We start from the raw sequence: 24694 nt of genomic DNA, 5'->3' as shown, positions 1-24694 counted from the left end.
CGGCTTATGCTTGCCGACGACCTTGATTGCTCTCGATCCATTTTTTGACGCGATTGGCGTCGCCGATACGGGTGTTTTTACCCCAGGAATTGAGCAACACAATCACCATCGGTTGCCCGGAAATTTTCGCTTGCATCACCAAACAACGTCCGGCTTCGCTCAGATAACCAGTTTTAGAAACATTGATGTCCCAGCCTTGATTGCGCACCAGACTGTTGGAGTTGACATACTGCAATTGACCGCGTTTGTTTCCAGGTGATACGGAATGTTGCGATGTGGTGGAGAATTCACGAATAGCGGCATAGTTATTTGAAGCTGCAACCATTTTGGCCAGATCGCGTGCGGTTGCAACATTGCCGCTATTCAAGCCGGTAGAATCGACAAATCGGGAGTTGCTCATGCCCAATTTCTTGGCCTTGGCATTCATGGCACTCACAAATGCTTTGGCACCGCCCGGATAAGTGCGGCCAAGCGCCGCTGCAGCGCGATTTTCGGATGACATCAATGCCAATCGTAATAGCTCTTGCCGTGGATAAGTGCTGCCAACGGGCAAACGTGACGATGAGTGTTTTAACTTATCGACATCGGCATTCGTGATCGTGATTTTTTCATGCGGTGACAGACGCGCATCAAGGGTAACCATGGCAGTCATTAGCTTGGTAATGGAAGCAATGGGCATTACTTTGTCAGCATTTTTGTCATAAATAACACGATCATTTTTCGCATTAAATACGAGTGCAGCTTGAGATTTGATATCCGGATTGTTTTTTTGTGCTGAAGCATTGCTGGTTAAAAAAGACAGAACACAAATTAAAAAAATTCCCCATTTCATTCTTTTTCTCTCCGATTGACAAAAATTACAGGTTCTTATGAATTCATCGAAATATTTTTATGAACGAGGATAGTGCAAATTTAAAGTTTTTTGTTTTGTATGCTTTGCGCCTAATTTTACTATATCTTGATCTATATTTTTATAAAAAATTGCAAATAAATTCTTTATTTGCAAAAAGTTAAGAGATCTTGTTGGTAGTTAAATTGCAGAGTGCTGTATAATGTAATGATATTAAATAACTTAATTTCATTAGCAATTGAGAACCAAAGTGTGTGATATTACAGACAATCCACGGGTAAGTGCGTGTTGCTGAGATTTGCGCGTAAAGCTGAAAGGCATTTTGTTTCTGAGCAAAAAAGATAGGCCAAGTCGATATTTGCTGAATATTTCTCTCAATTCAATCTGCTTCTATATCGAATGTAGCAAAAATCAGCCTGTTTATCTAACTTGACCTATTCGCCAGTTACTATAAAACTGACTTATTATTACTTGCCAAAATTTGGTTGTTTGATTTTAGCAGGACAGGTAATCATTTCACCGTCGGTACGATCTCTAATCTTTTCGCCGTCTTTTTTACCTTCGCAAGACAATTTGTTCAGAATATCTTGAGCAGCCATTGGTGGCATTTTAGATTCCTTGTTTCCACTTGCCATGGTGACAGAAGAACCCATCAAAAAAACCAAACCAACTGCAGCGATAAGAAATTTGTTCATTTTCCACTCCTATATTAATGTTATGAAGGAAGCCAATTTTAATATACCTGACTTACCAACCATGAATTTATCACAATCATAACTGTCAGGCCATTTCTTTTTAAAATCTTGTGTATTGAAGAAGCGAATTTTTATATTTTAACTGTAGCTGATCAAGCTGAAATTCAGCGGCACAGAAAGAGATCTGTTTCTTTATTGAAACGCTAAATCAAAAGAGCCGCAGCGACACGACGCCCTTCCTCAACCAGGATATTATAAGTGCGGCAACAAGCTTTTGTATCCATTATCTCAATTCCGATTCCTAATTTTGTCAGTTGACTGAGCATTGTGTGACTGGGGAATTTATGCTGAGCGCCGGTACCGAGGAGAATGATTTCGGGTGAGTGCGGCAACAAGCCTTCAAAATGCTGAACCTGGAGCTCTTGAACGGATAGTACAGGCCAATCCTCAATCAAATGATCAGGTAGCACAATCAAGTTTTTTTCGTAGCGCGTTTGATTAATCAATACATATCCTTCACCATAACCCGTGAAAATATATTGCTGTGCGAAATTTGCGAGATGAAGCTTCACTGATTTATTTCCTCGTGTTTGCGATTCTATCCTGAGCGATTATGCATGATTCCGATCAAAAAACAATCGGTGCCACAAAAGTTTCACCTGTTCGGTGGTGATTGGCCTTTTATACTTGCGCGTGTTTTACACGCATTGTTTATCACGGTTTGCTATTTTCTGTTCTACAAAATCAACTAAGGTACCGAGTGTCGCAAATGTTTTCGCACTGATCTCATCATCTGTTATTGCGATGGAAAAATTTTTTTCCAAAGCCAGAATGATCGTTACAACTGCGACGGAGTCGAGTTCAGGAATATTGCCGAGTAATATTGTGTCAGGTTCTATTGCATCGATCCGGTTACCCAGTTCCAAGATATCAGCCAGAATCTTTTTTATTTCAGTAGTATGGCTTGTGTTTGTCACAATGAGGCGCTTGATTATTATCAGTATTAAAGAAATCTAGCGCTTATTATAAAGCTGATTGAAGATTATGATTGCGGGATTACGCAGTGCTTGCAGAAAATTCCCAATGACTTCTGGCGTAAAAGATGAATACGCTCAGTATGTTACGGCTGAATTTCCACAATTGAATTTGCACGTGCAAGTCCACTGAGGATCCGGCCTGATTTATTACGAACCTGAATGACTTGTCCTTCCGCTGCGTTGGCCAACGCCTGACCTTCCGATCGAATACTGAATCCACGCCCTTGGGCCACTAAATTCACTGTCTGGCCGCGCATAATCACGTAGGGTGCCCGCAGCATTTGCGGACGTATCGGTTGACCGGCGGGCAAGTTGGTGGCAGCCACTTTACCGACAATTTGAGCCGCATCTGTGAGTATGCCATCCGGCATCTGCGTCAGATTGACATTCTGCGGTGCGATATCTTCATAACTCAATGTTTGTCCGGTTGATACGGGGCGTGCGATATGTAAAACATCCGCCATGACATTGATCTCAGTCTGCACATAAATAGTCCAAGCTGCAAATTCACTGTTACAACGAACGCCTATAGAGGTTTTTCCCCATAAACGTCCGCCTGCCGGAACAAAAGGTTCTAACTGAGGGCACTTGGGCAGGGTTAAATGCTTGTCAATTTGGCCGACATTGATCTGCACCAATCCTGGCAGTAAGGCTGTATTGTTGTAAAGAAAATTCTCAATGGCATTTTTGATCAGAGGAATATCTTGATGTGCCACTGTAGCGTTGTGCTGTGAGGCCAGCGCAGAAGAAACAAGCACTGGTAAACAGAGTATCGTCATTAAGCAACGTATCATAGATTGATCTCACTATTCATTTTTGCCGTATCCGGCAATTATTGCCGCTACCCGACGCTATATTAAATGAGCATGAAAAAATCCAAGTGCAAAGATAGCACCGCTTTCATGTCTTATTTGCGGATTGGTTGATTAACTTGTGCATATATTATTGCTGGCATGCTAAATGCTAATTGATGAATAGAAAAAAATTTCAATCAGGTGGTAGAGACGATGATTAACAAACTTGATAAAGAATTAAATTATCACCACAACGCCCTCAGTTTGAGAGTCGGAAGGCAAGAGTTACTTTCCAGCAATGTGGCTAATGCCGATACGCCAAATTTTAAGGCGAAGGATATCGATTTTGCCAGCATGCTTCAGGAAAGACTGTCATCGACGCCTAGTCTGAAAAAGGTAAATATGAATACGACATCATCAATGCATATTAATTCTGCTGGATCTGGAATATTCGGCGATAGCGTTTTGTACCGGGTTCCTTTGCAACCCAGCGCGGATGGAAACACGGTGGATATGGATATGGAGCGGACTCGATTTGCAGATAATGCCATTAAATATGATGCCAGTATTACATTTATTAACAACGAATTTAGAAACTTAACATCGGCAATGATGGAGAGATAGAAAATGTCACTATTTAATGTATTTGGTATCGCAAGTTCAGCCATGTCCGCACAATCCCAGCGTTTGAATGTGGTTGCCAGTAATCTTTCCAATGCCGACAGTGTAACCAGTTCGACCGGTGAGCCCTATCGTGGCAGACAAGTGGTTTTCAGTACTTTGCAAGCGGATGTGAATGGTGCGAGTGGCGTTAAAGTTGCCGGTATCGTTCACGATCCATCGCCCATGAGGCAGTTGTTTGAACCGAAGCATCCGCTTGCGGATAAAAACGGTTACGTGACGATGCCGAATGTCAATGTTGTCGATGAAATGGTGAATATGATGTCGGCGTCGCGTTCATATCAGAATAGCGTCGATATGATGAATACCACCAAATCCTTGTTACAAAAAACCCTGACTATTGGTCAATAAAGGAGCATGTAATGGATGCAGTTCAGCAAACAAGTTCACAAACAGCCGCAACGGGTGCAACTACGGGTATTAAAAGTAAGAAAGATACTGAAAATTCCCAAGATCGGTTTTTGAAGCTTTTAGTTACGCAAATGAAAAATCAAGATCCGTTAAAACCTTTGGATAACGCCGAAGTTACCAGTCAACTGGCGCAAATCAGTACGGTATCGGGTATTGATAAGCTGAATTCGACACTACAGCAATTGGTTACCAGCGCTGAAGATAATCGTTCTGTCGAAGCGCTGGGACTAATCGGACATCAAGCATTCGTACCTGGGACATCGATCAAGTTGAGTGGGGATGGTGCTATAGCCGGCATGGAATTGGCGCAGCCCGTCGATCAGCTAAAAGTCACCATACTGGATAGTGCTGGAATTGCCATTCGCACAATGGAGCTTGGCGCGCAACCGACAGGACTCAGCACGATCGCTTGGGATGGTAAGACTGATAGTGGAACTCAGGCGGTGGACGGAGACTATACCTTTGCGGTAAGTGCGAAACAAGGCGGTAATGACATTAAAGTCGATACCCTCTCATTTGGTAAGGTAAATAGTGTAATGCCTGGGGAGGGTGGTACGCACCTGGATATGGGGGATAAATTGGGATTAGTTGGTTTGTCTGACATTAAACAGGTGTTTTGATAGGAGATTATTATGACTTTTCAACACGGCCTAAGTGGACTGAATATTGCCACATCTAATCTTGATGTAGTTGGAAATAATGTTGCCAATGCAAATACTGTCGGATTCAAACAATCCATCGCCCAATTTTCCGATGTTTTTGCGAATTCGCTGGAAGGATCTGCTAATAGCCAGATTGGGATTGGGGCAAAAATTTCTTCTATTGCGCAGCAATTTGATCAAGGAGGCATTACGTCGACTAATAATCCTTTAGATATAGCTATTACTGGTCAAGGCTTCTACCGCCTAAGCGATAATGGTGCGATAAGCTATAGCAGAAATGGCCAGTTTCACGTAGATAAATCTGGTTTCATTGTAGATGCATCAGGTGCTAATCTGACAGGTTTTGTAGCCGATGAGGATGGAGTTATCAGAACTAGTGGTGTGCCGGCAAATTTGAAGTTTAGTACTTCGGATGTTTCCCCAAAGGAAACCACAAAATTTGATATGGGATTTAATCTAGACGCGGGAAAGCCAGGAATTTCAAAAGCTTTTAATGCAACAGATCCAAGTACCTATACTTGGACAACATCGGGATCGGTAGTTGATAGTCTTGGAAATTCGCATGTTTTATCAGTTTTCTTTCAGAAATCCGCGACTGCGAATAACTGGACAACCTATGCGACAGTGGATGGCAAGGTGGATTCTTCCGGAATGCCTGTTGGTGTTACCTTAGGCGGAAGCCCTTCACAACCGATCGTGTTTGATGGGAATGGAAAATTACTAACTATTGCTACCGCTACTGCCGCTCCATTAGATCTGCAAATTGATTTTAGTGCGATCAATCCAGCGCTTGGAGCAGTCACACCTCAGACAGTCAGACTTGATATGACAACAGCAACCCAGTATGGTGCCGCTTCTGGGATTACTGACATTACTCAAGATGGTTATACCTCTGGTCGAATGGCAGGCTTCACAATAAGTCCAGATGGCATAATCCTCGGAAATTATAGTAATAGCCAAACAAAAACACTCGGCCAAATTGTACTGGCTAACTTTGTTAATCCACAAGGCTTGACGCCGACCGGTGATGGACGCTGGGTAGAGACACTAGCTTCAGGAGAACCATTGGTTGGAACTCCTAAAACTGGAAGTTTGGGTGTGCTTCAATCTAATGCAGTTGAAAATTCAAATGTGGATTTGACGGCAGAGTTGGTGAAGTTAATTCAAGCACAACGTATGTATCAAGCTAACGCAAAGCAAATCGAAGCTCAGGATGAAATTATACAAACAATCGCTAGAATTTAGGGTTATTGATTGATAAATTATATGGTTACGTATTATTTGTGGAATAAGAAATGGATCGGTTGATTTATACCTCGATGACCGGAGCAAACCATACGCTGAATCAGAAAGCGACCGTCGCTCAGAATCTTGCTAATGCATCAACGACCGGGTATCGCGCTGAAAGCAATGCATTTCGTGCAGTGCCGGTATTCGGTGATGGTCTGCCTACACGCGCTTTTGTCGTTGATTCAACAACCGGTGCCGATTTTACCCCCGGTGCAATGCAAACTACCGGCCGTGATCTTGATGTTGCGGTTCGTGGTTCCGGATGGATTGCGATTCAATTGGATGATGGCAAGGAAGCTTATACGCGTAATGGCAGCTTGCAAGTCAGTCCCAATGGCATTTTGCAGACAAATGGCGGACATAAAGTGAAAGGCGATACGGGCATTATTACTCTACCACCCGACACTCGCATCACTATCGGGATTGATGGAACCGTCTCATCCGTGCCGATTACGCCTCAACCCAATACCGTAGCGCAGGTAGGCAGGATCAAGCTGGTAAATCCTCCGGAAGATAAGCTTGTAAAAGGCACGGATGGCTTGTTCCGGCTCAAGGATGGCGGTGAAGCGCCTGTAGATGCCAGAGTTAAGCTGGTCGACGGCACATTGGAAGAGAGCAACGTGAATGTGGTTCATGAAATGGTCAACATGATCGACTTGGCCAGACAATTTGATATGCAAATGAAAATGCTGGATAGCGCGCAGAATAATGCTCAGAAAGCCAGCGAAATAATGCTAGTAAGAGTTTAATCCGATAATAAATTTTAATAGGTAAATCATATGATACGTTCGTTATGGATCGCTAAAACAGGGCTTGATGCGCAACAAACCAAAATGGATGTGATTTCTAATAACTTAGCGAACGTCAGCACCAATGGATTTAAACGGGCCCGTGCTGTTTTTGAGGACTTGCTGTACCAAACAATACGTCAGCCCGGTGCTCAATCATCGCAACAAACGCAATTACCCTCCGGGTTGCAGTTAGGAACGGGTGTTAAGCCGGTTTCTACCGAAAGCATATTTACCCAGGGTGGATTGCAACAAACCGAGAACCAACGTGATGTTGCCATACGTGGTGTAGGTTTTTTTCAAGTTTTGCTGCCGGACGGTACAACGGCTTATACCCGTGATGGGGCATTTCAATCCGATCTGAATGGCCAACTTGTAACTTCCAGCGGTTACGCCGTTCAACCTGCGATTACCGTTCCACCGAATGCGCTGGGTGTCACGATAGCGCGCGATGGTACGGTAACTGCAACAGTTCCGGGGGCGGTTGCGCCTATTCAAGTCGGCAATATTCAATTGGCAAGCTTCGTTAATCAAGGCGGATTGTTAAAGATGGGTGAGAATTTGTATCAGGAAACCGCATCGAGCGGAGCTCCCAATCAGAATGCGCCGGGTACGAATGGATTGGGGTTGCTGGAACAGAATTTTGTAGAAACTTCAAATGTAAACGTGGTGGAAGAGCTGGTGAATATGATTCAGACTCAGCGCGCCTATGAAATGAATTCCAAATCAATTGAAACTTCGGACCAAATGTTGCAACGATTGGCACAACTTTGATTGATAGGGTTACCGGGAGTAGTGTGATGGTGAATGGCAATCGAGTGTTAAACAATTTCAGCCGGTATTTTTTCATGCTTGTGCTTGGCACACTGGCAACCGGTTGTGCTATGACCCCTTCCACCACGACTTACCAGCCCAATACATTACGTGCGCCGCAACATGCAGCCGCAGTAGCTCAACCCAATGGCGCAATTTTGCAAATGGTTCACAGCACAACAGGCGGGGTGCGATATACACCGTTATTTGAAGACCGGCGCGCGCGAAGTATTGGCGATACGATTATTGTCACTTTAAACGAAACAACCAATGCCAGTAAGAGCTCTGGAAGTAACGCGAGCCGTTCTGGCAGCATTGACTTTTCCGTACCGAGTTTGCTGGGGATTCCGTTAAGTTTATTAAAGAAACACGCAACGGTTGAAGCTAAATCGAATAATAAATTTGATGGCAGCGGTGAAAGCTCAAGTAAAAATAATTTTAGAGGGACCATTACTGTAACGGTCATTGAAGCGCTACCGAATGGAAATCTGGTCGTGAGCGGTGAGAAACAGATCGGTATCAACCAAGGCCAGGAATTTATCCGATTGTCCGGGATCGTGAATCCGACTCACATCATGGGAAATACGATTTCTTCAACGCAAATTGCTGATGCGCGTGTTGAATATCGAAGCAATGGCTATATTGACGAAGCGCAAACGATGGGATGGTTGTCTCGATTCTTTCTTTCGGTTACGCCTTTCTAAGCGGGATATTGCTCAAATTGATAAACACTTCAGAAATCGGTATTTAAGATTATGAAAATCAGAAACATCATTATTCTTTCTTTACTTACGTTGAGCTTGCTGCTGCCGGGTATCAGCTTGGCTGATCGCATTAAGGATTTAGCATCGATTCAAGGTGTTCGCAACAATCAATTGATCGGCTATGGATTGGTAGTGGGTTTGGATGGTAGTGGCGATATGACAACGCAAACGCCATTTACAGTTCAGAGTGTCATCAATATGCTGGGCCAATTAGGTGTTAATCTGCCGCCTGGCACTAACCTGCAGTTACGCAACGTTGCCGCTGTCATGGTGACAGCGACCATGCCGGCGTTTGCCAAGCCCGGTCAACATATCGATATCACAGTTTCTTCCATGGGCAATGCCAAAAGCTTAAGGGGTGGAACGCTGCTGCTGACTCCATTGAAAGGAGCCGATAATCAAGTATATGCCATGGCTCAAGGAAATATTTTGGTCGGCGGTATCGGAGCCGCAGCTGGCGGTAGCAGTGTGCAAGTGAATCATCTCAGTGTCGGACGTGTTACAAGTGGCGGTATCGTAGAACGCGAGATTCCAACGACGGTTGGGCAGGGTGATTTTATCAATCTTGAGTTAAATACAACCGATTTCACGACAGTAAACCGTATTGTTGACGCGATCAATGGACTTTATCCCACAGCGGCATCGGCAGTGGATGGCAGAGTAGTGCAGGTGAAAGCGCCGGTAGACAATAGCCAGCGAATTATGTTTATTTCTCAGATTGAAAGTCTGGATGTCAAACCGGCGAGAGCATCGGCAAAAGTAATTGTTAATTCACGTACTGGTTCAGTGGTCATGAATCAGGCGGTAACGCTTGAGTCAAGTGCGGTTGCGCATGGCAATCTGTCCATAATCATTAATACCGAGCCGGTGATCAGTCAGCCTGGTGCATTCGCACAGCGCGGTGAAACAGTGGTTACACAGCGATCACAGGTCGAAATCCGTACCGATGAAGGAAATTTAATGTTATTGCCGAATGGTGCGGATCTTGGTGAAGTTGTGAAAGCTTTAACGGCGATCGGCGCTACCACCCAGGATTTGCTATCTATTCTTCAGGCGCTGAAAGCTGCCGGTTCGTTGCGCGCGGATTTGGAAATTATTTAACTTACTGGATATTAAGAATGGTTATTTCACCGGATATTTCAAGCAAACTTGCCGTTGATGCCAAAAGTGTTGATGACTTGCATTTAATGGCCAAAAAAAATCCAGACGAAGCGTTACAAAAAGTTGCGCAACAGTTTGAAGCATTATTTATGAACATGTTGCTTAAAAGCATGCGCGAGGCGACACCTAAGGATGGGATATTTGATAGCCAGCAAACGCAGTTTTTTACCCAGATGCATGACCAACAGCTTGCGCAAAAGATATCCACCAAAGGAATTGGCATTGCTGACATGATGGTTCAGCAATTATCTCGAAATAATAAATCGATCGAACCACAGACTTCGATCAGCCAAACAAATGCCATTTTGTCAACGATTAACTCCAATCAACAAGCGCCATTGATAGAAGGTATGCATCCAAATGATAAATCAGGGCAACTGTGGTCAGTCTATCGGTCCCCATCCAATGCGGTGATGTCAGCAGGAAAAATCGATTCTGCAATTGAAGGACTCACTGCGCCGATTCAGGGGGACATGCAGAAGAAAAGCGCTCCTAGCCAACCGGCAAATTTTATCGATAGGCTTTTACCGCATGCCAAAACAGCATCCGAATCAACCGGTATTCCACCTAATTTCATGCTGGCACAGGCTGCGTTGGAAAGTGGATGGGGTAAACATGAGATTCGTCATGCGGATAATAGTCCAACCCATAATCTTTTTGGCATCAAAGCTGGTGCTAATTGGAAAGGGGACGTTGTGGAAAAAACAACGACTGAATATATCAATGGTGTGCCACAGAAAGCGATTGAAAAATTTCGTGCTTATAGCTCGTACGCAGAGGGATTCAATGATTATGCCAAGTTGCTCATGGATAACCCACGCTATGCCAAAGTATTGAATTCGACGGATGCCGCGACATTTGCCAATGGCCTTCAACGCGCTGGGTATGCTACTGATCCTATGTACGCTGAGAAATTAATGCGTATTCTGAATAGTGAGAAATTACAAAATCGCGAATTTATCTAATACGGAATTTTTCTTTAATTCTTTGACCAGTATGCCGATATTGTCGTTATATATTTTTTAAGATCAAGAACTGAAAGAACATTATGGGAAATGGAATTCTTGATATTGCAGTTACTGGTTTAGCAACTGCGCAAAACCAATTATTGACGACCAGTCATAATATTAGCAATGCTGGCACGCCTGGTTTTAATCGCCAGCAAGTCTTGCTCAGCACAAATACACCGCAATCCGGTGGTGCAGGGTTTATCGGGCGCGGCGTTCACTCTTCTACGGTGCAGCGGATATACAGTCAATTTCTTACTACTCAGTCGCTACAGATACAAACACAGAGCCAGTCACTTGACAGTAACTATACTGAGATAAAACAGCTGGACAACATGTTTGCTGAGGCTACATCGGGACTTTCACCCACATTACAAAATTTTTTCAGTGCCATACACGATGTTGCCACAAATCCCGGCGTCATTCCTTCGCGACAATCGATGCTGAGCAATGCTGATGCCTTAGTTGCACGTTTTCATAGTATGGATCAACGCATGTCGCAAATAAGGGAAGGGATAAATACACAAGTCAGCAGCACGGTTGTTCATATCAATTCACTGGCCAAGCAAATTGGAGAGATCAATAAGCAGATAATATGGGCGGAAGGTTCAGCCGGAGGGCAGCCTGCTAACGATATGCTGGATCAACGCGATGAGCTTATTAATCAATTGAACAAATTGGTTAATACCGATACAGTGCGTCAAAGCGATGGTACGATGAATGTATATATTGGGAATGGGCAGGCATTGGTGGTTGGTGCGCAAACCCTTTCCTTGGAAGCGATTAAAACACCGGATAGTCCGAATAATTTAACGATTGGGCTGGTTAATGGTAACAGCACTATTCAGCTTCCCGAGGATCAGATCACCGGTGGTACCTTAGGCGGTATTTTTTCTTTTCGCAGTAATACGCTTGATAATGCACAAAATTCGCTTGGAAGAGTCGCAATCACCTTGGCTCAGACTTTCAATGCTCAACATCAGCTTGGTATGGATTTGAATGGCGCTATGGGAACGAATTTCTTCGCGTTACCGGCACCTAACGTGATCTCTGCATCTACTAATAACTTAGCATCCAATATCTCGACCTCAATTACTGATTATAGTGCGTTGACAACCAGTGATTACGAGCTTTCTTACGATGGGACAAACTATACATTGACCAGATTATCCGATAACGTATCGGCTACACCATCGAGCAGTTTGCCGCTAACACTGGATGGCATATCGGTGACAAGTGCCACGATGCTGGCGAGTGAAAGATTCCGCATCCAACCTACGATCAATGGCGCAAAGGATATTGCGGTCAATATTAATGACACAACTAAGATAGCTGCGGCAGGCCCTAACCGGACCAATGCCGCATCAACCAATAAAGGTACTGGCACCATCAGTGCTGGGACTGTAAATCCGTTACCGCTCGATTCCAATCTTCAGCAACCACTTACCATTACGTTTCATACGCCTTACAATGGGGAATTTGATGTCGCAGGAACTGGGACCGGGCTACCTGCTACTAATCAGACGTATACAGCGGGCGCGGATATCAGTTTCAATGGCTATACATTTCAGATTAGCGGTAGTCCTGCTGCCGGGGATGTTTTTACTGTCACCCCTAACAATAACGGTGTTGCCGATAATCGCAATATGTTGCTGCTAGGTGCATTGCAAGCAACGAATACGCTGGAGAATGGTACAGCCAATTATCAAACTGCTTACGGGCAGCTTGTCAGTCAGGTTGGTAACAAAACACGCGAGTTAGAGGTAACGAGTAAAGCGCAAGCTAATTTGCTGGCACAAACTCAACAATCTATTCAATCGGTATCCGGTGTGAATCTGGATGAAGAAGCCGCGAATCTGCTGCGTTTCCAGCAAGCTTATCAAGCTTCCAGTAAAATCATTGAAATGAGCAGTACTTTATTTGACTCAATTCTTCGTTTTGGTTGAAAAATAGAATAGAGGTAACTTCATATGCGAGTTAGTACAGGCACAATTTACGAAACTGGAACTAATTTAATGCTCCGGCAACAAGAGAAACTAATTAATACACAACAACAATTGTCTACCGGACGGCGAATTTTAACACCTTCGGATGATCCAATCTCGGCGGCGCAAGTATTAAATATTTCTCAATCAGCAGCGCTCAATGAGCAATATTCGGTGAACCGATCCAGTGCGGGTTCCTCGCTTCAACTGGAAGAAAATGTGCTGAGGCAAGTTAACGGAATCCTGCAGGATGTGCATAGCTCAACTGTGTATGCGGGGAATGCGACACTGACCGATGCTGACAGAAAGACACTTGCTACCGAATTGCGCAGTAAACTGGAGTCACTCGTTGGTTTAGCCAATACAACCGATGAGAAAGGGCAGTTTTTATTCTCAGGGTTTCAAGCTAATACCAAACCTTTCGCGCAAACTGGATTAACTGTGCAGTACGTTGGAGATCAAGGGCAACGCTTAAACCAAGTGGGTCCTGCGCGTCAACTGGCAGTCAGTGATTCCGGCACGGATGTTTTCGAGCGCATTAAGAATGGAAACGGCGTTTTTGCTACCGCCGCTAGTTCGTCAAATATTGGTAGTGGTGTGATTGATGGGGGATCGGTGATAACTCCTTCAAGCCTTACCGGTGGTAATTATGAGATTACATTTGCTGTGTCGGCAACTGGTGTTACAACCTACGATATCGTTAACACCACAACAGGATCGACTGTTTCATCGGCTAATCCTTATGTGAGTAACAATACAGTCAGTTTTGATGGAATGCAATTGAGTATTAAAGGAAATCCGGCTAATGGAGATAAATTTACAGTATCTCCAAGCAGCAATCAAAGCATTTTCAAAACAGTGGAAGACTTGATTACTGCATTGGAAACGCCAGCAAGCGGACAAACTGGCGGTACCCGGCTGGCGAACGATTTAAAATCAACATTACAAAATATTAATAACAGTTTGGAGCATGTGCTGTCGAAACAAGCTTCTATCGGAGCGCGGCTGCAAGAGATCGATACTCTGGAAAGTGTTGGCAGTGATCAAAATATTCAATTTGAGCAAATGCTTTCACAACTACAAGATGTTGACTTTGCGCAAGCAACGTCGGATTTGCAACGGCAGCAGCTTTATCTTCAAGCTGCGCAGCAGTCATACATTAAAATTTCCGGACTGTCTCTGTTCAATTATATTTAGAGCCACTCAGCTGCGCTTTTCGCTAGTGCCGCGCTGGTAGTTTATGCCTTGATGGCCGATATCGTGACGAACCTGAGCGCCATCAAAACGGATGTTTTCAACCAATTTATATGCCGCCTGATGCGCCATCTTTACACTATCGCCCAATACCGTTACGCATAAAACGCGTCCGCCTGCTGTCACAATTTCATTTCCGTTCTTCCCGCCCATCGACGTTCCGGCATGAAAAATATGAAAGTTGCCGGTATTTTCCTGTTCTGTGATCAAGTCTTGTAAACCGTAAATTACATCATTCTTTCTCGGGTTTTCCGGATAACCTTGCGCAGCCATCACAACACCGAGTGCGGTACGCCGGTCCCATTCAATATCCGCCTGATCGAGTGTGCCATTAACAGCGTGCTCGATAAGCGGTAAAAGATCGCTTTTCAAACGCAGCATAATCGGTTGCGTTTCCGGGTCACCTAAGCGGCAATTAAATTCCAATACTTTTGCCTGGTCTCCGGCTGTAATCATCAAACCGGCATAAAGAAATCCGGTATAGCGGATGCCATCCTGTTTCAGTCCATTAATCACTGGATCAATAATATTGCGCATGATTTGCGCGTGCAGGCTGGGAGAAACAAAAGGTGCCGGGGAATATGCTCCCATTCCGCCTGTATTGGGGCCTAGATCGCCATCATTAAGCCGCTTATGATCCTGGCTGGTTACTAACGGCAGAATATAATTACCATCCGTCATGACGATAAAACTGACTTCTATACCTTGAAGAAATTCTTCGATAATAATTTCTTGTCCCGCGCTGCCAAGATGCTTTTCCACTAACAGTGCACTTACAGCGGAATGCGCTTCTTCTCGGGATTGCGCGACGACGACACCTTTCCCCGCTGCCAGACCATCGGCTTTGATGACAAGAGGGACCGAGTGTTGCTCGATGTAGGCGTGCGCTAATTCTGGATTTGTAAATCTTGCATAGGCAGCAGTCGGTATGTGATGCCGTTGCATGAATTCCTTGGCAAAGATTTTTGAAGTTTCAAGTTGCGCGGCTTGCCGGGTTGGGCCAAAGATTTTCAGACCAGCCGCCCGGAATGCATCGACGATACCGGCAGCCAGTGGAATCTCGGGGCCGACTATCGTGATTGCAATCGATTCTTTGGTTGCAAACTCGATTAATTCGGGTATGGCGGTAATTGAAATATTTTCTAGTCCGGGCTCTAATGCGGTGCCTGCATTGCCGGGTGCCACAAATACTTTATGCACACGCGGAGAAAGGCATAACTTCCACGCTAAGGCATGTTCTCTGCCACCGCCGCCGATCACTAATAGTTTCATGATAGCGGGTAACTAGTGCCTGAAATGGCGGACACCGGTAAATACCATGGTGATCCCTTGTTCATCAGCCGCTGCAATCACTTCCTGATCACGGATACTGCCGCCCGGTTGAATAACGGCTGTAGCGCCCGCTTGAACGACTACATCCAGACCATCGCGGAACGGGAAGAATGCATCCGATGCGACAACGGATTCTGCAAGTGTCAAACCGGCTTGCTGTGCTTTGATAGATGCAATGCGTGCGCTATCGACACGGCTCATTTGCCCGGCACCGATACCCATTGTTTGGCCATTACGGCAAAATACAATCGCGTTGGATTTAACAAATTTTGCGGCGCGCCAGGCAAACAGTAGATCATCTAGCTGCTGCGGTGTGGGTTTTAATTGCGTAACGATTTTTAAATCGGAAACAGTGATATTTTGAATATCCGGCGTTTGTACCAGAAGACCGCCGCCAATCCGCTTCAGATCGTACGTATTGTTTCCTGCCTGTAACGGCAAAACCAGTACCCGGATATTGTTTTTCTGTGCCAGAAGCTGCTGCGCTTCCGGTGTGATTTCAGGTGCGATAATGACTTCAACGAATTGTTTTAGAATCGCTTCAGCGGTGTCTTCGCCAATGCTCCGGTTAAATGCGATGATGCCGCCGAATGCAGAGACGGGGTCGGTCGCAAACGCCAGTTGATAAGCGCGCAGCGTGGTTTCCGCAATGGCTATGCCGCATGGATTGGCGTGTTTGACAATCACACAAGCGGGGTTGTCGAAAGTTTTAACACATTCCCACGCAGCGTCGGTATCGGCGATATTATTGTACGATAGCTCTTTGCCTTGTAACTGTTGGTAATTCGCCAGACTGCCGGGTGTGGGGGTTTCGTCCCGGTAGAAGGCTGCTTTTTGATGCGGGTTTTCGCCGTACCGTAAAGGCTGTGCGATAGTGAAATTCAGATTCAGCGAATCGGGAAAATCTTTGTGCTGGTAATCGCTATCCAGTGCGGTCAAATAATTACTGATGGCACTGTCGTAAGAAGCAGTGTGCGTAAACGCTTTTTGCGCCAGTTGGAAACGTGTGGCCAAGCTGATGGAGCCACTATTTTCCGCCAGCTCCTGGCTGAGCGGTAAATAATCCTGGGGATCGGTGACAATGGCAACTTTCCGGTAATTTTTGGCGGCTGCGCGCACCATGGTGGGACCACCGATATCGATATTCTCAATGGCATCCTCAAAGCTGCAATCCGGGTTTGCGATCGTTTGTTTGAAGGGGTAGAGATTCACGATGACCAGTTCGATATTGGGAATCGATGCTTGTTCGAGCGCCAGTTGATGATCGGGTAAATCGTTACGCGCCAGTATGCCGGCATGAATTTTAGGGTGCAGCGTTTTGACCCGGCCGTCCAGCATTTCCGGGAAACCGGTATAGTCGCCCACTTCGATCACGTTGATTCTGGCTTGATGCAATAATTTGGCGGTACCGCCAGTGGACAGGATGGTGATGCCATGCTGAATCAATTTTTGGGCCAGTTCTATAATTCCGGTTTTATCCGAAACACTGATGAGTGCGTATTTAATGGTCATTTAATTTGATATTGTTTCATTTTTTGACGTAGCGTATTGCGGTTTATCCCCAGTAATTCGGCGGCCTGAGTCTGATTTCCTTTGGTATATTGGATAGCGATTTCAATTAAAGGCTTTTCAACGCTATGCATGACCATATTGTAAATAGGGCATGGTTTTTCCCCGTCCAGGTCATTGAGATATCCGCTGATAGCTTTGCGTATGCAAGATGCAATTTCATTTTCCTTGATTGCATTCATAAACTGACTACTCCCCCTCTTTGATATAACTCAATCGTTGACCTTTCTCAGCTAATGTAGAGAAAAACTTATTGGTTTCATAAATTTGCTGATCGCTGGTTTGTAACTGATTCATTGACTGACGAAAGCTGGCAGATCCAACGAGTCCCTTGGTATACCAGGAGATATGCTTGCGTGCGATGCGGACACCGGAATACTCACCATAAAATTCATATAAATCATGCAAATGATTAATGAGCACATGGTGAATTTCAGATACTTCGGGTGCTTGTAAATGTTGACCGGTGGCGAGGTAGTGATTGATTTCACGGAATATCCATGGCCTGCCTTGCGCAGCGCGGCCTATCATAATCGCGTCTGCATTGGTGTAGGCAAGAATATGGCGGGCTTTTTCCGGCGTTGTGATATCGCCATTGGCGATGACAGGAATCTTAATTGCGGCTTTAACCGCTGCGATGGTGTCGTACTCCGCAGTGCCGGTGTATGCGCAGGCACGTGTGCGGCCGTGGATTGCGAGCGCTTGAATACCGGAATTCTCAGCGATATGTGCAATGGAGAGGGCGTTTTTGTGTTGTTTATCCCAGCCAGTGCGTATCTTGAGCGTTACCGGAATATCGACGGCTTTAACCACGGCGTCCAAAATTTTTCCCACTAATTGCTCGTCTTGCAAGAGCGCGGAACCGGCCATGACATTACAGATTTTTTTGGCCGGGCAACCCATATTAATATCGATGATCTGGGCGCCATTATCGACATTGTAACGCGCTGCAGCCGCTAGCATTTGCGGATCAGCACCTGCAATTTGCACGGAAATCGGCGAAACCTCACCTTCATGGTCGGCGCGCCGTTGTGTTTTCTTGGAGCCCCACAACAACGAGTTACTGGATACCATTTCTGACACCGCCATGCCCGCGCCCATCGTTTTGCACAATTGCCTGAAGGGGCGGTCGGTAACTCCCGCCATTGGCGCGACAATGAGTTTGTTTTTCAGAATGTGTGTGCCAATTTGCATGTAAGCGGTGTGTGTGGGTTAAGTAAGCAGTGATTTAATTACTGGGAAGCTTTAATCCGAATGACTGGCGTCTAAATCGCCGCATGGAAATATTTATATAATTCCTGCAACGCACAATGGCGAATTATAGCTTTTGTTTTGTCAGGCAGATAGTGGATAGAGAATGAAATTATCCACGCGCGCCGAATATCATGCGGCGGGCGACAAATCGTTTCAGCGGCGGCATACAATCCAGTGTGCTTAAACCGATTCCACACGCATGTTTGAGTATTCCATTGTCATTGGAAAAAAGCTTAATGAGTGAGTCGGTAAAAATTCTGCCGCCACTGCTGTCTATTCGTCTTTTTTGCTGGTAGCCGGACAGCATCGCTGCTGTGCCGATTTCCCGCGATGCGCTTTGAGTATTGATGGCCTCGCATGCTAATTCGTATGCGTCTCTCAGTCCCAAATTAAATCCTTGTCCTGCGACGGGATGTAATGTCTGAGCAGCATTGCCGATCAATGCCGTGCGTTGCGAGGTAGTGGAAATTGCGTGTTTAAGTGTGAGCGGGAATGCCGATCTTTTTCCGGCGTGCATGAATTTTCCAAGCCGATCGCCAAAATGCCGGTGCAAGCGAAGCAGAAAATCACTATCGCCTAACGAGGTGATCTCTTGAACTGCTTCAGGGCTTACCGTCCAAACCAATGCGAAATCTTCATCATTGGGTAGCAATGCGACGGGGCCATCGGCAGTAAAGCGTTCATATGCAATACCGGTCTGTTTTTTCTGCGCTTTGATATTCGCGACAACGGCGTATTGATGGTAATCGTGCGTCTGGTAGGTGATATCAGGTAATTGTTGGGCCAGTTTGCCGCCATCGGCTAGGACAAGCAACTGGGCAGTTACTGTCCGTTCTTGTCCCTGGTAATTAAAATGCACCGTGCCTAGGTTTTCAGTGGTCTCTAGCTGGGTGACTATCGCACCGGCAATGTAACCGGCGCTGCTAGTAGTCAAGCGTTGATGCATCGAGCAAAAAAGATCGTGATAGTTGACCACGAATCCTAATGCAGGGACACCGGCATCCTCTGGTGTTAAAACAGTCAGGCCGAAGCTGCCGCGATTGGAAATATGAATTGTCGTGATCGGTGTTTTTTTTGCCAGCTTGTTCCATACACCCAAACGATGCAAGATTAAGTGGCTGCCATGCGATAATGCCAGCGGGCGTGGATCTTCATCTTTTTCCGGTACGCCGCGTGCTTCCAGCAGTAGACTTGAAATACCGGTATCCTGCAGTGCAAGCGCCAAAGCCATGCCCACCGGTCCGCCGCCAATGATAACGATGTCGTAATGATCGGTGATCATAGTATTTCTTGAAATTTTTGCAGAATATTCATGTGTAGTTTATAGACCGGATGCCATATTTTATCCGGGAACTCCGGCGGCAACCCATGCATTCCGGTTGGAGTCATGATTGCTGCGTGTTGAATACGGCAGGAGAATAGCATATTGCAACGAGTCGTGGAATGTGCGATTGGGTGAGTCTGCCATGATGCGCAGGCAAGAAAGCGGCTTAAACTGTATAATTGTAGCGGTTATTGATTTGAAATGGATGCAGCCGGTTTCATGAAAGCGATACTGCGGTGATAATTTGAGAATTTTCTGTGTGAATAAGAGGATAAGAAGGAATTTTGCATGATGAGATTTTTTGAAAATAAATTGGCAGGATGGATAATATGTTTACTTGCGATTATTTCCACTGAAGTCTGGTCAGTGAATGTGGATAGCGAATTGATCAATGCCGCGGACAAGGGCAACTTTCCACTGGTAAAAAAAATACTGGATTCGCAGCGCATTGAGCAAAATGAACTCAATGCCGCTTTCCTGGCAGCGGTTAAAAAAGGTCATGCGACTGTGATCGAGCGATTTATACAAACGGGTGTGGATGTTAATTTAAGAGCGGATGATGACTATACCCCGTTGATGCGGTCAGCTCGCGATGGCCGTGATCAAGCGGTGGAAATCTTGTTGGCTGCAGGCGCCGATGTCAATGCCCCGGCTGCGGAAGATGGCACGGCATTAATGATGGCGGCCGAGAAAGACCGCAGAAAAGTCATCGATTTGTTGTTGGCTGCAAAAGCCAAGGTGAGTGCAAAACGCGCCGATAGTATGACAGCACTGACGCTGGCCGCGCAGCAAGGTCATCGGCAAGTCATTCAGACACTGATTAATGCCGGCGCCGATGTCAATTATCAACTGGAGAATGGCGCGACAGCGCTGATGCTGGCGGCCCAGCTTGGCCATTTAGGCGCGGTTCATACATTGCTGGCGGCAAACGCCAATCCTAATCTGAAAGCCAGCAATGGCGCGACCGCACTGACTTTGGCCAAACTTTATCATCATAAGGAAGTGATTGAATTATTGGTAAAGGCAGGGGCCAAGTAGTAACTACTATGCTATCTTAATGCCAGTCCGGATTTGAAAACATGCTGTTATCGTTATAACCCAATGAATAGAGGAAATTCTAGATGAATGTTTTGGCTGCTTTATTTCTTGCCGCGATTGTTGCATTGCTTACCGGCTGCGGGAGTGAACCGAAAAGTGATAAATCAGAAGCGGGCTCAATATCCGCGCCGCTGAATGAGATCACTAAACTGGGTGAGATTCCGTCCATCATGGGCGAAGGACTGACAGAGGAAGAGAAAGCTGAGTTAAGAGATCAGATTATGCCCGGAGGTATTGGTGACGTTAAAGCCGCCGAAGAGAAATTTAAAGCGTTAATGGCCAATGCCAGAGCAGGCGACCCGGCTGCGCAAAATAGCTTGGGTGTCATGTACTACACCGGAGAAGCCGTATCTAAGACCTTATCCGGCCAAGTGTTGAATACTGATCCTGAATTGGCTGCCGGTTGGTTTTTCCGTGCTGCCGAACAAGGCTATGCCGATGCGCAGTTTAATTTAGGACTGATGTACGCAAACGGCGAAGGTGTGCCGCAAGACCTGGCGCAGGCGGCGGAACTGTTCAAGAGTGCGGCCGAGCAAGGTCATGTCGATGCGCAGAATAACCTGGGGGCAATGTATTTCACCGGAGAAGGCGTAGACAGGGACGAGGAAAAAGCGATCAAGTGGTTTGAAAAGGCGGCCGCACAAGGAAATGAAGATGCGCAAGCTAATCTCGATGCGATTAAAGCATCTAGAAAATAATGGCTCTGTTTTCCGGCCGTGCGTTGTATGGCACGGCCGCTTGCTGTTATTTGGCCGGATGCAGTTTCTCTAAGCAATATTGACTTCGTTGGATAAATACACATCCTGAATGGCGTGCAGCAATTTGACGCCTTCGGCAAAAGGTTTCTGAAATGCCTTGCGCCCTGAGATTAACCCCATCCCGCCCGCCCGTTTGTTGATGACCGCAGTACGGATCGCCTGATGCAAATCATCACTGCCGGATTCACCGCCTGAATTAATCATACCGATCCGTCCCATGTAGCAATTGGCGACTTGATATCGCACCAGATCGATCGGGTGTTCCGTTGTCAGTTCACTGTATACTTTAGGGTGAGTTTTGCCGAATTTAATCGCGTTGTATCCGCCATTATTGGTCGCCATTTTTTGCTTAACGATGTCGGCGCCGATGGTTACCGCCAGATGATTGGCTTGACCGGTCAGATCAGCGCTGACGTGATAATCCTTTTCAGCGGTTTTGAACGCAGCATTACGGGTGTAAGCCCACAAAATGGTGACCATACCTAGGTTATGCGCATGTTCAAACGCGGCTGAAACTTCCTGGATTTGACGGCGGGATTCGTCCGAACCAAAAAAAACAGTAGCGCCCACGGCGCACGCACCCATATCAAATGCCTGATTGATGCTGGCAAACAGTGTTTGATCGTATTTATTGGGATAAGTCAGCAGTTCATTGTGATTGATTTTAAGAATCATCGGAATTTTGTGCGCATAGCGCCGCGCTACGATGCCCAGCACGCCCAGCGTGGATGCGACACCATTGCATCCGCCTTCAATCGCCAAATCGACAATACTCTTGGGATCAAAAAACATGGGATTGGGAGCAAATGAAGCGCCGGCCGAGTGCTCAACACCCTGATCCACGGGGAGTAATGACAAATAACCGGTACCTGCTAAACGCCCTTGATTATAAAGCGCTTGCAGATTGCGTAGTACGCTGGATTTACGATTGCTCATTGCCATGACGCGATCGACAAAATCAGCACCGGGAAGCTGCAGGCTTTGCTTCGGTATGGTATGGCAGACATGATTGAGCAGCAGCTCGCTTTCACTGCCCAGAACGGCGGAAATATTTGTCATTTTTGCTCCTGATTAAGGGACTATGGCTTGGTGTAACTTTGGCCTGTTTAGAGATAGCCATCTTAATCGATGTATCAAGTTGAGAAAATAAGCATTATGCTTATTTCCAATGCACGTCAACTAAGTTACGCTGTCTTTATGTTTGAATGATGTTGTTGTTAATCGCCAGGCGAATGAGTTGTGTGGTGTTTTGTAATTGCAATTTTCGCATCAGGTTAACATGATGAACGCCGACGGTTTTTGGGCTGATGGCGAGTTTTTCCGCTATTTGCGTGCTGGAGTTTCCTTCCGCGATCAGCTTGAATATTTGAAATTCCCGCTTGGTGAGCATATCCAGGGGATTTTCGCAGGTATCCTTGCGTGTTGCGTTGAGCGCCAGCGTTGCGGCTAACTCCGATTCGATATAAATTTTTCCCGCATTGACTTGCCGCACCGCCTGAATCATTTCTCCAATTCCGCTTTGTTTGCTGAGAAATCCGGTGGCTCCGGCTTTTAATGACCGCTGCGCCATCGTGACATTATTCAGCATGCTGAATACCAGGACGTGTGCTGCGGGATCTCTGGCTTTGATGCGCCGGATGGTTTCCAGTCCGCCAATGCCTGGCATGTTCAAGTCCAGAATCGTCACATCCGGTTGAAATTCCAGGTAGTATTGGTAGCCGGACTCACCATCGTCGGCTTCCCCGACGACACATATATCAGGTGTGCTCTCCAGCAACCGGCGATAGCCGGTACGTACTACGGGATGATCATCAATCAACAGGATAGAGATTGGTTTCGTCATAATCTGAGTGTTCAATGGGCAGTTTAATATTGATTTCTGTGCCTTCATTGCATGCGCTGCGCACTGACAATGTGCCACCCATCGCAATGACGCGCTCACGCATACCGAGTAATCCTAATCCGCGAAATTGTTGATTGATATTATACCCCTTGCCGTTGTCTTCGATGGAGAGCAGTAAACAATCCTCCATGCATTCTAAATCGCTTTCACGGCTGAGGCTTATTTGTGCCCAGGTGGCCTCGGAATGGTTGTAGATATTGTTCAAACCTTCTTGGATGATACGAAAGATGGCGATATTGACCGATTCATGCAATTTATCCAGTTCGCCGTTTACTTTGAATTCAAGGATGATCTGCGGGTGGTGCGTGCTCCATTGCCGTTTCAGTTCCAATAAGGCATCGACCAATCCGAGCGTATCCAGTAACACGGGCCGCAATTTATGCAGCATTTCATGAATTACTTCGTTCATTTTCTGAGTACAGTCGCCGATAGCGCGCGCACTGGCAGAACTCATCGAATCGGCCGGAGCGTTATTCAGAATGACTTCATTCTCGATGCGTATCACCGTAAGCCATTGGCCTAACTCATCGTGCAATTCACGTGCGAGTGAACGCCGTTCTTTTTCTTGCACTTGAAACAATTCTTTCATCAGCCGCCTATTTTCATTTAATAAGTTACGGTTTAGATTGATGGTTTTCTTAAGCTGACTGATATCGGACATGATCATGAGGCAAGTGTTGCTATCGCACATGATTGTGCTTTGCAGCCGGATATAGTTGATATGCTCATCCGCGTTCTTGATTTTTAGATCAACTGTGGTTTTTCCTGTGGTAATGAAAACTTTCTGCAAATAATCGGTAAAGACCTGTTTGTTGATATCAAAGAAACATTCCATGAAAGATTTGCCAATCAACGATTCCCGGTCATTGTTGAGTAATTTCGCACCTCTGAGATTGAGCGATAAAATATGCCCGGTTTTGTCTAAGGTCAGGTAACCGACGGGTGCATATTCGTAAAGATCTTCAAAGCGGCTGTGAGATTCACTTAATTGCTGCTGTGTTTCTTTAAGCTCCCGGTACTGCATTTCCAGTTCAAAGTGAGAAGTCTGCAATTCGCTCAGTAGCTCGGTTTTGCTGAATTTTATATCGTCATCTTTTCTTCTTTGCTCTTCACTTTGTGTCATACCATCTCCTATTACTCATCCCGCGCGTATGCTGGAGCTGTGCCCGGTGATTCAAGCATAACTGTATTTCATCTGCTAAGAATACATAATGTTATAGTACCAAATTATTGCAAATCATAACGCTATAATTTTATGAGAAAA

At 45.7% G+C, this 24694-nt stretch carries 26 protein-coding genes; 13 read left to right on the top strand and 13 right to left on the bottom strand.

Annotation, left to right across the window (positions count from 1 at the left end):
• Positions 1-4: 4 nt before the first annotated feature.
• The 5 genes from pbpG to flgA form a co-directional block, all read right to left on the bottom strand.
• A complete protein-coding gene (gene pbpG, locus DU481_RS09040) occupies positions 5-832 on the bottom strand; it encodes a D-alanyl-D-alanine endopeptidase (RefSeq protein WP_350133922.1) in 828 nt (275 codons plus the stop codon).
• Positions 833-1317: 485 nt separating this feature from the next.
• On the bottom strand, positions 1318-1545 hold the full coding sequence (locus DU481_RS09035; protein ID WP_090316886.1) for a hypothetical protein: 228 nt from the start codon (positions 1543-1545) through the stop codon (positions 1318-1320).
• A gap of 203 nt (positions 1546-1748) precedes the next feature.
• The gene (locus tag DU481_RS09030; protein WP_350133920.1) at positions 1749-2117 is read right to left on the bottom strand and encodes an Mth938-like domain-containing protein; all 369 of its coding nucleotides are present in this window, start codon (positions 2115-2117) and stop codon (positions 1749-1751) included.
• Positions 2118-2243: 126 nt separating this feature from the next.
• Positions 2244-2522, bottom strand: a complete 279-nt coding sequence (locus DU481_RS09025; RefSeq protein WP_350133918.1) for an acyl carrier protein — start codon at positions 2520-2522, stop codon at positions 2244-2246.
• 143 nt (positions 2523-2665) lie between these two features.
• Complete coding sequence (gene flgA / locus DU481_RS09020) at positions 2666-3361, bottom strand: flagellar basal body P-ring formation chaperone FlgA (protein ID WP_350133916.1); 696 nt, start codon at positions 3359-3361, stop codon at positions 2666-2668.
• A gap of 228 nt (positions 3362-3589) precedes the next feature.
• Here flgA and flgB point away from each other — a divergent pair, with 228 nt between their 5' ends.
• The 11 genes from flgB to flgL all read left to right on the top strand — a co-directional run bounded on the left by flgB (position 3590) and on the right by flgL (position 14135).
• Positions 3590-4000 carry a flagellar basal body rod protein FlgB gene (flgB, locus tag DU481_RS09015; protein ID WP_350133914.1) on the top strand — a complete coding sequence of 137 codons (411 nt, stop codon included), beginning with the start codon at positions 3590-3592 and terminating at the stop codon, positions 3998-4000.
• A gap of 3 nt (positions 4001-4003) precedes the next feature.
• Positions 4004-4408, top strand: coding sequence for a flagellar basal body rod protein FlgC (gene flgC, locus DU481_RS09010; protein ID WP_350133912.1), 405 nt, complete (start codon positions 4004-4006; stop codon positions 4406-4408).
• 11 nt (positions 4409-4419) lie between these two features.
• Positions 4420-5088: a flagellar hook assembly protein FlgD gene (locus tag DU481_RS09005; RefSeq protein WP_350133910.1), complete on the top strand. Its 669-nt coding sequence runs from the start codon at positions 4420-4422 to the stop codon at positions 5086-5088.
• Positions 5089-5100: 12 nt separating this feature from the next.
• Entirely contained in the window at positions 5101-6375 is a 1275-nt protein-coding gene (gene flgE / locus DU481_RS09000; RefSeq protein ID WP_350133908.1) for a flagellar hook protein FlgE, read from the top strand.
• 50 nt (positions 6376-6425) lie between these two features.
• The gene (gene flgF, locus DU481_RS08995) at positions 6426-7169 is read left to right on the top strand and encodes a flagellar basal-body rod protein FlgF (RefSeq protein WP_350133906.1); all 744 of its coding nucleotides are present in this window, start codon (positions 6426-6428) and stop codon (positions 7167-7169) included.
• Between the two features lie 30 nt (positions 7170-7199).
• Positions 7200-7982, top strand: a complete 783-nt coding sequence (gene flgG / locus DU481_RS08990; protein WP_090316859.1) for a flagellar basal-body rod protein FlgG — start codon at positions 7200-7202, stop codon at positions 7980-7982.
• A 26-nt stretch (positions 7983-8008) separates the two neighbouring features.
• The gene (locus DU481_RS08985) at positions 8009-8725 is read left to right on the top strand and encodes a flagellar basal body L-ring protein FlgH (RefSeq protein WP_350133904.1); all 717 of its coding nucleotides are present in this window, start codon (positions 8009-8011) and stop codon (positions 8723-8725) included.
• A 51-nt stretch (positions 8726-8776) separates the two neighbouring features.
• The gene (locus tag DU481_RS08980; protein ID WP_350133902.1) at positions 8777-9886 is read left to right on the top strand and encodes a flagellar basal body P-ring protein FlgI; all 1110 of its coding nucleotides are present in this window, start codon (positions 8777-8779) and stop codon (positions 9884-9886) included.
• Between the two features lie 17 nt (positions 9887-9903).
• Positions 9904-10911, top strand: a complete 1008-nt coding sequence (gene flgJ / locus DU481_RS08975) for a flagellar assembly peptidoglycan hydrolase FlgJ (protein ID WP_350133900.1) — start codon at positions 9904-9906, stop codon at positions 10909-10911.
• A gap of 83 nt (positions 10912-10994) precedes the next feature.
• The gene (flgK, locus tag DU481_RS08970) at positions 10995-12899 is read left to right on the top strand and encodes a flagellar hook-associated protein FlgK (RefSeq protein ID WP_350133898.1); all 1905 of its coding nucleotides are present in this window, start codon (positions 10995-10997) and stop codon (positions 12897-12899) included.
• 24 nt (positions 12900-12923) lie between these two features.
• A complete protein-coding gene (gene flgL, locus DU481_RS08965; RefSeq protein ID WP_350133896.1) occupies positions 12924-14135 on the top strand; it encodes a flagellar hook-associated protein FlgL in 1212 nt (403 codons plus the stop codon).
• A 6-nt stretch (positions 14136-14141) separates the two neighbouring features.
• On the opposite strand, the gene purD is transcribed toward flgL, so the two are convergent.
• The 5 genes from purD to DU481_RS08940 form a co-directional block, all read right to left on the bottom strand.
• Positions 14142-15464: a phosphoribosylamine--glycine ligase gene (gene purD / locus DU481_RS08960; protein ID WP_350133894.1), complete on the bottom strand. Its 1323-nt coding sequence runs from the start codon at positions 15462-15464 to the stop codon at positions 14142-14144.
• A gap of 12 nt (positions 15465-15476) precedes the next feature.
• Positions 15477-17036 (bottom strand): bifunctional phosphoribosylaminoimidazolecarboxamide formyltransferase/IMP cyclohydrolase, encoded by a 1560-nt coding sequence (purH, locus tag DU481_RS08955; RefSeq protein WP_350133892.1) that lies wholly within the window; start codon positions 17034-17036, stop codon positions 15477-15479.
• A complete protein-coding gene (locus DU481_RS08950) occupies positions 17033-17275 on the bottom strand; it encodes a helix-turn-helix domain-containing protein (RefSeq protein WP_090316832.1) in 243 nt (80 codons plus the stop codon). The genes purH and DU481_RS08950 overlap by 4 nt, the downstream gene beginning before the upstream one ends.
• A 7-nt stretch (positions 17276-17282) precedes the next feature.
• Complete coding sequence (gene dusB, locus DU481_RS08945) at positions 17283-18287, bottom strand: tRNA dihydrouridine synthase DusB (RefSeq protein ID WP_107802286.1); 1005 nt, start codon at positions 18285-18287, stop codon at positions 17283-17285.
• A gap of 169 nt (positions 18288-18456) precedes the next feature.
• Positions 18457-19629 (bottom strand): FAD-dependent monooxygenase, encoded by a 1173-nt coding sequence (locus tag DU481_RS08940; RefSeq protein ID WP_350133889.1) that lies wholly within the window; start codon positions 19627-19629, stop codon positions 18457-18459.
• A gap of 330 nt (positions 19630-19959) precedes the next feature.
• Between DU481_RS08940 and DU481_RS08935 the strand changes: the two genes are divergently transcribed.
• Both DU481_RS08935 and DU481_RS08930 read left to right on the top strand, forming a co-directional pair.
• Complete coding sequence (locus DU481_RS08935; RefSeq protein WP_350133887.1) at positions 19960-20709, top strand: ankyrin repeat domain-containing protein; 750 nt, start codon at positions 19960-19962, stop codon at positions 20707-20709.
• 83 nt (positions 20710-20792) lie between these two features.
• Positions 20793-21467: a tetratricopeptide repeat protein gene (locus DU481_RS08930; protein ID WP_350133885.1), complete on the top strand. Its 675-nt coding sequence runs from the start codon at positions 20793-20795 to the stop codon at positions 21465-21467.
• A 69-nt stretch (positions 21468-21536) separates the two neighbouring features.
• On the opposite strand, the gene DU481_RS08925 is transcribed toward DU481_RS08930, so the two are convergent.
• The 3 genes from DU481_RS08925 to DU481_RS08915 form a co-directional block, all read right to left on the bottom strand.
• Positions 21537-22586 carry a class I fructose-bisphosphate aldolase gene (locus DU481_RS08925; RefSeq protein ID WP_350133883.1) on the bottom strand — a complete coding sequence of 350 codons (1050 nt, stop codon included), beginning with the start codon at positions 22584-22586 and terminating at the stop codon, positions 21537-21539.
• Positions 22587-22722: 136 nt separating this feature from the next.
• Positions 22723-23370, bottom strand: a complete 648-nt coding sequence (locus DU481_RS08920; RefSeq protein ID WP_350133881.1) for a response regulator — start codon at positions 23368-23370, stop codon at positions 22723-22725.
• Entirely contained in the window at positions 23339-24553 is a 1215-nt protein-coding gene (locus DU481_RS08915; protein ID WP_350133879.1) for an ATP-binding protein, read from the bottom strand. The genes DU481_RS08920 and DU481_RS08915 overlap by 32 nt, the downstream gene beginning before the upstream one ends.
• Positions 24554-24694: the final 141 nt, after the last annotated feature.

It is taken from the genome of Nitrosomonas sp. (assembly GCF_040240425.1).
In the GTDB taxonomy this organism is placed as follows: Bacteria; Pseudomonadota; Gammaproteobacteria; order Burkholderiales; family Nitrosomonadaceae; genus Nitrosomonas.
Note: the sequence above shows the minus strand (reverse complement) of the source record. Positions and strands in the feature narration are given on the sequence as shown.

Bases quoted from the DNA above. Each gene is read 5' to 3' on its own strand.
- DU481_RS08930 (WP_350133885.1), top strand. From the start codon at position 20,793: ATGAATGTTTTGGCTGCTTTATTTCTTGCCGCGATTGTTGCATTGCTT.
- DU481_RS08915 (WP_350133879.1), bottom strand. From the start codon at position 24,553: ATGACACAAAGTGAAGAGCAAAGAAGAAAAGATGACGATATAAAATTC.
- flgA (WP_350133916.1), bottom strand. From the start codon at position 3,361: ATGACGATACTCTGTTTACCAGTGCTTGTTTCTTCTGCGCTGGCCTCA.
- DU481_RS08940 (WP_350133889.1), bottom strand. From the start codon at position 19,629: ATGATCACCGATCATTACGACATCGTTATCATTGGCGGCGGACCGGTG.
- dusB (WP_107802286.1), bottom strand. From the start codon at position 18,287: ATGCAAATTGGCACACACATTCTGAAAAACAAACTCATTGTCGCGCCA.
- DU481_RS09005 (WP_350133910.1), top strand. From the start codon at position 4,420: ATGGATGCAGTTCAGCAAACAAGTTCACAAACAGCCGCAACGGGTGCA.
- DU481_RS08950 (WP_090316832.1), bottom strand. From the start codon at position 17,275: ATGAATGCAATCAAGGAAAATGAAATTGCATCTTGCATACGCAAAGCT.
- flgG (WP_090316859.1), top strand. From the start codon at position 7,200: ATGATACGTTCGTTATGGATCGCTAAAACAGGGCTTGATGCGCAACAA.
- flgB (WP_350133914.1), top strand. From the start codon at position 3,590: ATGATTAACAAACTTGATAAAGAATTAAATTATCACCACAACGCCCTC.
- flgC (WP_350133912.1), top strand. From the start codon at position 4,004: ATGTCACTATTTAATGTATTTGGTATCGCAAGTTCAGCCATGTCCGCA.
- DU481_RS08920 (WP_350133881.1), bottom strand. From the start codon at position 23,370: ATGACGAAACCAATCTCTATCCTGTTGATTGATGATCATCCCGTAGTA.
- DU481_RS08985 (WP_350133904.1), top strand. From the start codon at position 8,009: ATGGTGAATGGCAATCGAGTGTTAAACAATTTCAGCCGGTATTTTTTC.
- pbpG (WP_350133922.1), bottom strand. From the start codon at position 832: ATGAAATGGGGAATTTTTTTAATTTGTGTTCTGTCTTTTTTAACCAGC.
- flgL (WP_350133896.1), top strand. From the start codon at position 12,924: ATGCGAGTTAGTACAGGCACAATTTACGAAACTGGAACTAATTTAATG.
- flgK (WP_350133898.1), top strand. From the start codon at position 10,995: ATGGGAAATGGAATTCTTGATATTGCAGTTACTGGTTTAGCAACTGCG.
- purH (WP_350133892.1), bottom strand. From the start codon at position 17,036: ATGACCATTAAATACGCACTCATCAGTGTTTCGGATAAAACCGGAATT.
- DU481_RS08980 (WP_350133902.1), top strand. From the start codon at position 8,777: ATGAAAATCAGAAACATCATTATTCTTTCTTTACTTACGTTGAGCTTG.
- DU481_RS08935 (WP_350133887.1), top strand. From the start codon at position 19,960: ATGATGAGATTTTTTGAAAATAAATTGGCAGGATGGATAATATGTTTA.
- purD (WP_350133894.1), bottom strand. From the start codon at position 15,464: ATGAAACTATTAGTGATCGGCGGCGGTGGCAGAGAACATGCCTTAGCG.
- flgJ (WP_350133900.1), top strand. From the start codon at position 9,904: ATGGTTATTTCACCGGATATTTCAAGCAAACTTGCCGTTGATGCCAAA.
- DU481_RS08925 (WP_350133883.1), bottom strand. From the start codon at position 22,586: ATGACAAATATTTCCGCCGTTCTGGGCAGTGAAAGCGAGCTGCTGCTC.
- flgE (WP_350133908.1), top strand. From the start codon at position 5,101: ATGACTTTTCAACACGGCCTAAGTGGACTGAATATTGCCACATCTAAT.
- flgF (WP_350133906.1), top strand. From the start codon at position 6,426: ATGGATCGGTTGATTTATACCTCGATGACCGGAGCAAACCATACGCTG.
- DU481_RS09035 (WP_090316886.1), bottom strand. From the start codon at position 1,545: ATGAACAAATTTCTTATCGCTGCAGTTGGTTTGGTTTTTTTGATGGGT.